At 61.0% G+C, this 589-nt stretch carries 1 protein-coding gene; it reads right to left on the bottom strand.

What is annotated here, in order from left to right; translation table 11 throughout:
* Positions 1 to 589, bottom strand: a 589-nt coding sequence (locus tag H6A60_RS12265) for a hypothetical protein (protein ID WP_205105032.1), incomplete at both ends; no start/stop codon positions are given.

Genomic DNA, 589 nt, shown 5'->3' with positions numbered 1-589 from the left:
CTTGTGCTCTTCGCGTCCTCAATCACGTCGTCGGCAATGGCGAGCGTATTCGCATCAACGAGAACACCTTCGCTGTCCTTCGTGAGGTTGACGACACGGATGTGCGAGCCTTTGTCGAACGTGACGGCATCGGCCGAAATGGCGGCTCCCGCTTCGAGCGCCTTGGCGTCGATCATCGCAAGACCGTTGTCCGCGATCGTGACGGAGCCTTCCGTCGGCGCGTACGCCCCGAGTTCGGCAAGGCTTCCGTCGACCGTGATCGAGCCTTCGCTCACGGTGATCGGTTTGGCAACATAAAGAACGGCAGACACGTTGTCTCGTCCGTAGTTGAGGCCGGTTTCGGCAAAGGCCTTCACGGCGGCGTCCTTCGTCGAGCCGAAGACAAAGGTTGAATGCTGACCGGCAACAATATCGGCCTTGAGACTGCCGTCCTCGCCGAGCTGCTGCACCGTGAGGAAGGAGCCGTCTTCCATCTTGGCGTTGTCGGTCCAGGCCGGATCGATGAAGATGATGCCCGTGTGCGTGAGCGTGCCGACGTTGAGCGTCGCGGACGCGTTTGCACCCTCACGAGCGGAGCCCAGAAGAAGCT

It is taken from the genome of Sutterella massiliensis (assembly GCF_016899755.1).
Taxonomy (GTDB): Bacteria; Pseudomonadota; Gammaproteobacteria; order Burkholderiales; family Burkholderiaceae_F; genus Sutterella; species Sutterella massiliensis.
This window is presented reverse-complemented; position numbering and strand designations above follow the sequence as displayed.